This is a genomic window from Acinetobacter sp. ANC 5045 (assembly GCF_004331005.1).
GTDB lineage: Bacteria > Pseudomonadota > Gammaproteobacteria > Pseudomonadales > Moraxellaceae > Acinetobacter > Acinetobacter towneri.
Genome location: NZ_SJNS01000025.1, coordinates 20,406 through 27,833 on the forward strand (window position 1 = coordinate 20,406; position 7,428 = coordinate 27,833).

6 protein-coding genes and 3 pseudogenes are annotated in these 7,428 nt (G+C 42.9%); 6 read left to right on the forward strand and 3 right to left on the reverse strand.

The window, feature by feature from the left end:
• Positions 1-89 precede the first annotated feature (89 nt).
• Positions 90-695 carry a TetR/AcrR family transcriptional regulator gene (locus E0H79_RS14030; protein WP_004974328.1) on the reverse strand — a complete coding sequence of 202 codons (606 nt, stop codon included), beginning with the start codon at positions 693-695 and terminating at the stop codon, positions 90-92.
• A gap of 527 nt (positions 696-1,222) precedes the next feature.
• Here E0H79_RS14030 and E0H79_RS14035 point away from each other — a divergent pair.
• The 3 genes from E0H79_RS14035 (at position 1,223) to E0H79_RS14045 (ending at position 5,873) form a co-directional block, all read left to right on the forward strand.
• Positions 1,223-3,004: an acyl-CoA dehydrogenase C-terminal domain-containing protein gene (locus E0H79_RS14035; RefSeq protein ID WP_004974325.1), complete on the forward strand. Its 1,782-nt coding sequence runs from the start codon at positions 1,223-1,225 to the stop codon at positions 3,002-3,004.
• 79 nt (positions 3,005-3,083) lie between these two features.
• Positions 3,084-4,259, forward strand: a complete 1,176-nt coding sequence (locus tag E0H79_RS14040; RefSeq protein ID WP_171062587.1) for a thiolase family protein — start codon at positions 3,084-3,086, stop codon at positions 4,257-4,259.
• Positions 4,260-4,376: 117 nt separating this feature from the next.
• Positions 4,377-5,873 carry a succinate CoA transferase gene (locus E0H79_RS14045; protein WP_004974323.1) on the forward strand — a complete coding sequence of 499 codons (1,497 nt, stop codon included), beginning with the start codon at positions 4,377-4,379 and terminating at the stop codon, positions 5,871-5,873.
• Positions 5,874-5,961: 88 nt separating this feature from the next.
• Here E0H79_RS14045 and E0H79_RS14050 read toward each other — a convergent pair.
• A pseudogene (locus E0H79_RS14050) lies at positions 5,962-6,090 on the reverse strand (putative zinc-binding metallopeptidase); the annotation flags it as partial.
• Here E0H79_RS14050 and E0H79_RS14055 point away from each other — a divergent pair.
• Together E0H79_RS14055 and E0H79_RS14060 are read left to right on the forward strand one after the other, a co-directional pair.
• Positions 6,068-6,328, forward strand: a pseudogene (locus E0H79_RS14055) (DUF4236 domain-containing protein); the annotation flags it as partial. The pseudogenes E0H79_RS14050 and E0H79_RS14055 sit on opposite strands and share 23 nt — an antisense overlap.
• A gap of 100 nt (positions 6,329-6,428) precedes the next feature.
• Complete coding sequence (locus tag E0H79_RS14060) at positions 6,429-6,743, forward strand: hypothetical protein (protein WP_004974321.1); 315 nt, start codon at positions 6,429-6,431, stop codon at positions 6,741-6,743.
• 68 nt (positions 6,744-6,811) lie between these two features.
• On the opposite strand, the gene E0H79_RS15605 is transcribed toward E0H79_RS14060, so the two are convergent.
• A complete protein-coding gene (locus E0H79_RS15605) occupies positions 6,812-7,072 on the reverse strand; it encodes a hypothetical protein (protein ID WP_042068790.1) in 261 nt (86 codons plus the stop codon).
• Positions 7,073-7,078: 6 nt separating this feature from the next.
• Between E0H79_RS15605 and E0H79_RS14070 the strand changes: the two are divergent.
• Positions 7,079-7,428, forward strand: a pseudogene (locus E0H79_RS14070) (transposase); the annotation flags it as partial.

Sequence of the window (7,428 nt, forward strand, 5' to 3'; positions counted from 1 at the left end):
TGTCGAGTTAGATCGCGAAAGTGATCTTATGAAATCATATAGCCAGATAAAAAATGCCTGATCGAATCAGGCATTTTTTATTTTAGTGATTATACTGATGAGATTTTATCCGGGGTCATCAGCGCCTGATTAATATATAGCTTAATCAGGCGTTCACGTGAACCAATCGCTTTTTGATAATTGGTCGAATTTAATAATAGTGAAGCACCATAAGTCACGGTCCAGATATAAGACAAATAATCCCGAATCGACATGGCACTTTCTAAAGCCACCAGATAATCATGGGTCATGTCTTTAATCCAGATAATCCGTTCTTCGCGAATCCGATAAAGCTCCTGAAATAAATCTTTCAGATTTTTTTCGTTATTGGTTAAACGCTCTTCAATCACATGCAACAGGATGGTGCGATTGGAATTGAGCATGTGATAGAGCATATATTGCGAAACATAATTTTTAATATCGTTATTATATTTTTTTGATATTTCCAGAGTTCTTTTTTCATTCAGAATAATTAGTTCTAAATATAACTGGTTCTTGCTTTTGAAATGCTTGTAGATCGTTCCTTTCGCGATGTCCAGTTCACTGGCCAGCTCACTCAGGGTAATGTCCTGATTATTGTCCAGTAGCAGGCTTTCAGCCATGCTCAGGATCTTCTCTTTACGAAGAAGGAAGTTCTGCTGTCTTACAGTCGTCATCCTCTTGGTCCATATTTTTCGAAAAAGAACCTTTCAAGAATATTCAATTTTACCCAAGATAGCTATAAAACTAAGGTCGTGATATTTATCTAATTTTGTATATTTATGCAGCACCTGCTGACAAAATATATATGGTGTCAGTCTGGAAATATTGTCAAGAAAACTGAACCCTAGAGATCAACTTTGCTAAATAAAATTCCATTTTCAGCATAATTATTTTATTGTTTCAGCACATCAAGTGAAATCATTATTCGGTTTAAGACCGTCCTGGCAAAGGATTATAGCGGTGAAATAAGAATCATTTTAAGCCTGCTTGGTTCAGTAAATAACGGTGACATGAAGCTTTGGTTTTTAAATTTTATGTCGCTTATTTAGTTGAATGAGATTTACTGCTGGATTAATTCGAGATGATGATTTTCGATTGATATGCATTGATTGAAGTATAATCATAAAAAAGATTTTCATTAATCAATGATTATAAAACGCTCAGCAACAGAATTGAGTATCACCAGTTAAGGAATGTAAGAATGCCTATTTATAATGCGCCGCTAAAAGACATGGAATTTATTTTAAATGATGTGTTTCAAGCTGAACAATTTTGGCAAGGTAATGAAAATCTTGCACATTTAGATATGGCAACTGCAAATGCAATTCTGGAAGAGATGGCCAAATTTTCCAAGAATGTCATTCTTGACCTGAATCGTCCTGCGGATGAAGAAGGTGGTGCTCAGTTTAAACATGGTGAAGTGACCACACCTACAGGCTTTAAAGATGCCTTTAAGCAGTTTGCTGAAGGTGGCTGGGTAGGTTTAGGTGCCAGTGAAGAATGGGGCGGGCAGAATATGCCAAAAATGCTGACCGTGCTGGCCGATGAAATGATCTGGAGTACCAATCCATCATTTATGCTTTACCCGCTGTTAACCGTGGGTGCAGGCATGGCGATTAATGATCGTGCTTCACAAGAACAGAAAGAAACCTATTTACCAAAATTCTATACGGGCGAATGGTCGGGCACCATGTGTCTGACTGAGCCACATTCGGGTACTGATCTTGGCATAATCAAAACCAAGGCTGAACCCAATGAAGATGGCAGCTATAACATCAGTGGCACCAAAATCTTTATTACCAGCGGTGAACATGACCTGAGTGAAAATATCATTCATCTGGTGCTGGCGAAAACACCAAATGCACCCGCTGGTTCACGTGGCATTTCCCTGTTTATTGTACCGAAATTTCTGGTGAATGCAGATGGTTCACTCGGTGAACGTAATGCAGTATCTGCGGGTTCAATCGAACATAAGATGGGAATTAAAGGCTCGGCGACCTGCGTCATGAACTTTGATGGTGCCAAAGCTTATATGGTCGGTAACGAAAATGAAGGACTGGCCGGCATGTTCGTGATGATGAACTACGAACGTCTGTCGATGGGAATTCAGGGCATTGGCGCGGCAGAATTTGCTTATCAGAATGCGGCACAATATGCGACAGACCGTTTACAGGGACGCGCCTCGACCGGTGCGAAATCACCGGAAAAACCAGCCGATTCGATTCTGGTACATGGTGATGTGCGCCGGATGTTGCTGAATGTGCGCGCCAACAATGAAGCATCTCGTGCCTTTGCTGTCTATGTCGGTCAGCAGCTGGATATCACCAAATATTCGACCGATGCTGAAGCTGTGCGTAAAGCGACCGACCGTGTGGCTCTGTTAACCCCAATTGCCAAAGCATATCTGACTGATAAAGCATTGGATTCTGCACTGGAAGCGCAAATGTGCTTCGGTGGTCATGGTTATATCCGTGAATGGGGTATGGAACAATGTATTCGCGATCTGCGCATTTCACAGATTTATGAAGGCACCAATGGTGTACAGGCAATTGACCTGATTGGCCGTAAAACCACCAAATGTAAAGGTGCTTATATTGCAGAGTATATCGCTGAAATCCGCGAGTTCGCCCAAGGTCTGGATGATTCATTGACGGTTAAAGCGGCGACATTAGAGACCTGTCAGCAACTGGAAGACATCACCGGCTTTATCGTCGAGCAGTCTCAACTGAATCCGGACTTTGCCAACTCGATTGCGGTCGATTATCTGCATGCGGTGGGTCTGCTCAGCTTTGTGTATATGTATGCGCGTATCAGCAAAGCTGCATCAACGAAAGACGATAGCTATTTCCAGAACAAATTGGTACTGGCGAACTATTATGTCGCCAAAATTCTCCCGGATTTGAGTGCCCGAATTCAACGTATTCAGGCAGGTGCAGAACTGGTCATGCAATTACCTGAAGACTATTTCACTGCACAGGCTTAAACCGGCAAATATTGCGAAGGACAAACACTGCAGAGCTGCTACTGTGCGGTGTTAAATAACAATGATGAAAAAGGATGAGATTAGAATGATTGTAATTGTAGAAGCTGTACGTACCGCAATGGGCGGTTTTCAAGGCTCACTTTCAAGCTGTACGGCGCCTGATTTGGGTGCTGTGGCGATCAAGGAAGCTGTAGCTCGTGCAGGTTTAACTGCAAACGATATTGATGAAGTAATTATGGGCTGTGTACTGCCGGCGGGTTTAAAACAGGGCCCGGCACGTCAGGCCATGCGTCAAGCTGGCTTACCGGATTCAACAGGCGCCACCACGATCAATAAAATCTGTGGCTCAGGCATGAAAGCGGTGATGCAGGCAGCAGATGCAATCAAAGCGGGTTCGGCTGAAATTGTGGTCGCAGGTGGCATGGAATCTATGTCTAATGCGCCATATTTGATGGACAAGGCACGTGCCGGTTTCCGTATGGGACATGGCAAAGTCACGGATCACATGTTCCAGGAAGGTCTGGAAGATGCAGAAACAGGTCTGTCGATGGGAATTCTGGCACAGGAAATGGCAGATAAAAAAGGCTATACACGCGAACAGCAGGACGATTATGCCATTGGCTCATTAAACAAAGCGGTGACGGCTGTTCAGCAAGGCTTCTTTAAAGATGAAATCGTAGCAGTCACTGTCAGTAACCGTAAAGGCGATGTGGTGGTTGAGCAGGATGAACAGCCTTTAAATGCCAAAGCGGACAAAATTCCAAGCTTGCGTCCAGCCTTCAAAAAAGACGGAACCATTACCGCAGCAAATGCCAGTTCAATTTCAGACGGTGCTTCAGCACTGGTGGTCACCTCTAGTGAAATTGCTGCACAGCGTAACTTAAAACCGCTGGCTAATATTTTGGCCTATGCCAGCCATTCGCAGCATCCTTCGGAATTCACCATTGCACCTGTCGGTGCGATTGAAAAAGTCCTGAAAAAAACCGGTTGGGATGCCGCTGATGTGGACCTCTGGGAAATTAATGAGGCTTTTGCCATGGTGACGATGCTAGCCATTGATGGCTTTAAACTGGATACTGCAAAAGTCAACATCAACGGTGGCGCATGTGCGCTCGGTCATCCACTGGGGTCTTCTGGTTCCCGTATTATTGTGACCTTGATTCATGCCTTAAAACGTACTGGTGGCAAGAAAGGTATTGCCGCACTGTGTATCGGTGGCGGTGAAGCAACTGCGATTGCAGTGGAACTGGTTTAAGTCCAGCCAAAATTCAATGCTCGAATTAGCAAAATTAATTATTGATTGATTTAGACGCTAATGCTCTTGGTTCATCAGGAGCAGATGCCTCTTTATTTTATATTTTTGAGATTTTTTATGAAGGGTTTAGAGCGCATTCGTTTGCTCCCATTACAAGATAAAGTCGTATCTGTCGAAAAAGCACTACAACTGATTCGAGATGGCGATGTAGTTGGTTTAAGTGGTTTTGGGGGGGCAGGTGAAGCGAAAACTGTGCCTTTGGCCTTGGCTGAATATGCACAGAAGTATCCAATTCATATTACCTTGGCGACAGGTGCAAGTCTGGGGAACCGGATTGATGGAAAACTCAATGAAGCACATGTCATAACCCGCCGTTATCCTTATCAGGCAGATCCTTCTTTACGTAAAGCAATTAATGCCGGTGAAGTGATGTATGTCGATCAGCATCTCTCTGAACTGGCCGATAATATCCGTCATAAAAACTTGCCAGCGATTAATGTGGCTGTAATTGCTGCAACTGCGATTACTGAAGACGGTCAGATTATTCCGACAGGCTCTTGCGGAAATTCTGCAAATTTCATCGAAATGGCAGATCGGGTCATTATTGAAATTGATATGACGATTAATCCCGCGCTAGAAGGTGTTCACGATATCTATGTACCTCAAGCGCGCCCAAACCGCGAGCCAATTCCTCTGACTCGAGCCAGTGACAAAATTGGAACAATCGGGATTCATGTTGCACCTGAAAAAATTTCTGCGATTGTCATCAATGAGATTCCAGACACTTCCTTTGGCATGGACGAACCGGATCAAGAAACGCTGGCGATTGCCAGTCACCTGATTCATTTCTTTGAACAGGAAGTGGCAGCAGGGCGTTTACCTGAAAATCTGGGGCCGCTGCAATCCGGTGTGGGCTCCGTGGCCAATGCGGTCTTTGCCGGCTTCGAACATTCCAATTTCAATAATCTGGAAATGTATTCTGAAGTCTTGCAGGATTGCACTTTCCAGCTTATCGATTCAGGCAAGATGACCTTTGCTTCAGGTTGCTCCATGACCCTGACCGATGACTGTGCCGCACGAGTGATGAACAATTTTGATCGATACAAAGATAAAATTGTCTTGCGTCCACAGGAACTTTCCAATAATCCTGAACTGATTCGCCGTCTCGGGATTATTGCGATTAATACAGCACTTGAGTTTGATATTTACGGAAATGTGAATTCAACCCATGTTACTGGAACCAAGATGATGAACGGCATTGGAGGCTCGGGAGATTTTACCCGTCATGCGCATATTGCCATCTTTGTGACCAAATCCTATGCCAAAGGTGGTGCGATTTCTTCAGTCGTTCCCCTAGTCAGCCATACCGACCATACCGATCATGATGTTGATATTCTGGTGACTGAGCAAGGTTTGGCAGATCTGCGTGGTTTGGCACCGCGTGAACGTGCCCGCAAGATTATCGATATCTGTGCTCATCCAGATTACCGTGATAGTTTAAATTATTATTTTGAACGTGCCTGCGCGCGTGGTGGTCAGACACCACATTTATTGAATGAAGCTTTGTCTTGGCATGCCCAATTTGAAGAAACCGGTTCAATGAAAACCGCTTAATACGTTTAATCGCGTTGATCATTAAATAAAGCCCGTTGTATACGGGCTTTATTCATTTTATTGCATTCAGTTTTTTGTCGTTTAGAGATCATTTGGATGATTTAAAAACTTTTTCCAGTACATGCCGATGTATAAATCGAAGCTTGTCTTTTACCGCTTCGGTCAGCTTGAATGGGTAGGCATCTTCCAGACCCATACAACGGTTCAACATTGGCAAACCTGGTGCTTCTTTAAATATTGGCAAAAAAGGCACCCGAACCAGCGTTGGTATTCCTGGCACAGGCCTATCCTATTCCAAGCACCAGCCCTATAAAAACAGAGTTGGCAACCAAAAAAATCCTGCTCAGGAACAACAACCACTCTATACATCAAATACCGAACAACCCAAATCGAATGTCTGGATTTGGGTAATTTTTGGATTATTTTGTTTTATTGTCGGGGCTATTATTTTTTAAATTTACCCATTCTTTGCACCCATAACATTCATTCCTATAGGCAAAATTTAATTCATTCATTACTATGGAAAGATGTTAAATACAATAAAGGCTGCCGCTGATGTCTGATCATGACAGTACTCTGGATTATGATGAAAATGATTTAATCGATTCTCCCTTGTCTCAAATTTTACAAGAGGATAATGAGCAAATTGAAGTTCTAATTTATCGATTACCTGATAGTGACTGGACACTGGAAGTGGTAAACCAAAATGGTACTTCTACGGTATGGGATGAAACATTCCCATCAGATCAGGAAGCTCTATCTGTCGCTTTAGATGGAATTAAAGCCGCAGGCGGTATTAAGGCCTTTTCAGAAATCAGTGACCTTGAAGCAAAGAACAATATTTTTCCTGAATCCCTTACTCGCCATTAAAAATGAAGCTGCTGGCTTGGATCTGAATAAATATTTTCTGGATTCTAGAACCTGTCGCGATTATAGGTTCACTTCAACCCAAACCCATCTAGGGTTGAAGGGTTAAAATTTTCATCAAACATAAACTCATTTGCTCGCTCTTTTCTTAATGTCGCCAAGGCATAAAAGAAACATTTCTCACATAACTGCAATTCATATCTTTCCCCGTCATGCTTGGAACCATAGCCCCAATGCGCCGATAAAGTGCCAAACTCCAGTTTCGTTGATTGGTTGCATACATCACATTGAACCGTACCGGGTTTGTCGGAGACCACTTTTCTTGAGAGAATGTCCCGATGAAAAAAGTAAAATACACCCCTGAAATCAGAGATAGAGCGGTTCAATTATTGATTGAATCTGAAAAAGATTATCCTTCTACTTGGGCTGCAATCACAGCTATTGCACCTAAGATTGGCTGTACTCCTGAAACATTGCGTGTTTGGTATTTAAAGCATATGGATCAACTAAATCCTGCCAAAGTACAACAGATATCTGACCAAGAAAAAATGAAGCAAATGGAACGTGAAATTAAAGAATTAAAACGTGCCAATGAAATTCTACGTAAAGCAGCCGCTTTTTTCGCCCAGGCGGAGCTCGACCGCCCACACAAATAATGGTGGATTTTATCCAGAACAATAAAGATCGA

Excerpts from the sequence above, each read along its gene's own strand:
- E0H79_RS14030 (WP_004974328.1), bottom strand. The coding sequence starts at position 695 with ATGACGACTGTAAGACAGCAGAACTTCCTTCTTCGTAAAGAGAAGATC.
- E0H79_RS14035 (WP_004974325.1), top strand. The coding sequence starts at position 1,223 with ATGCCTATTTATAATGCGCCGCTAAAAGACATGGAATTTATTTTAAAT.
- E0H79_RS14045 (WP_004974323.1), top strand. The coding sequence starts at position 4,377 with ATGAAGGGTTTAGAGCGCATTCGTTTGCTCCCATTACAAGATAAAGTC.
- E0H79_RS14060 (WP_004974321.1), top strand. The coding sequence starts at position 6,429 with ATGTCTGATCATGACAGTACTCTGGATTATGATGAAAATGATTTAATC.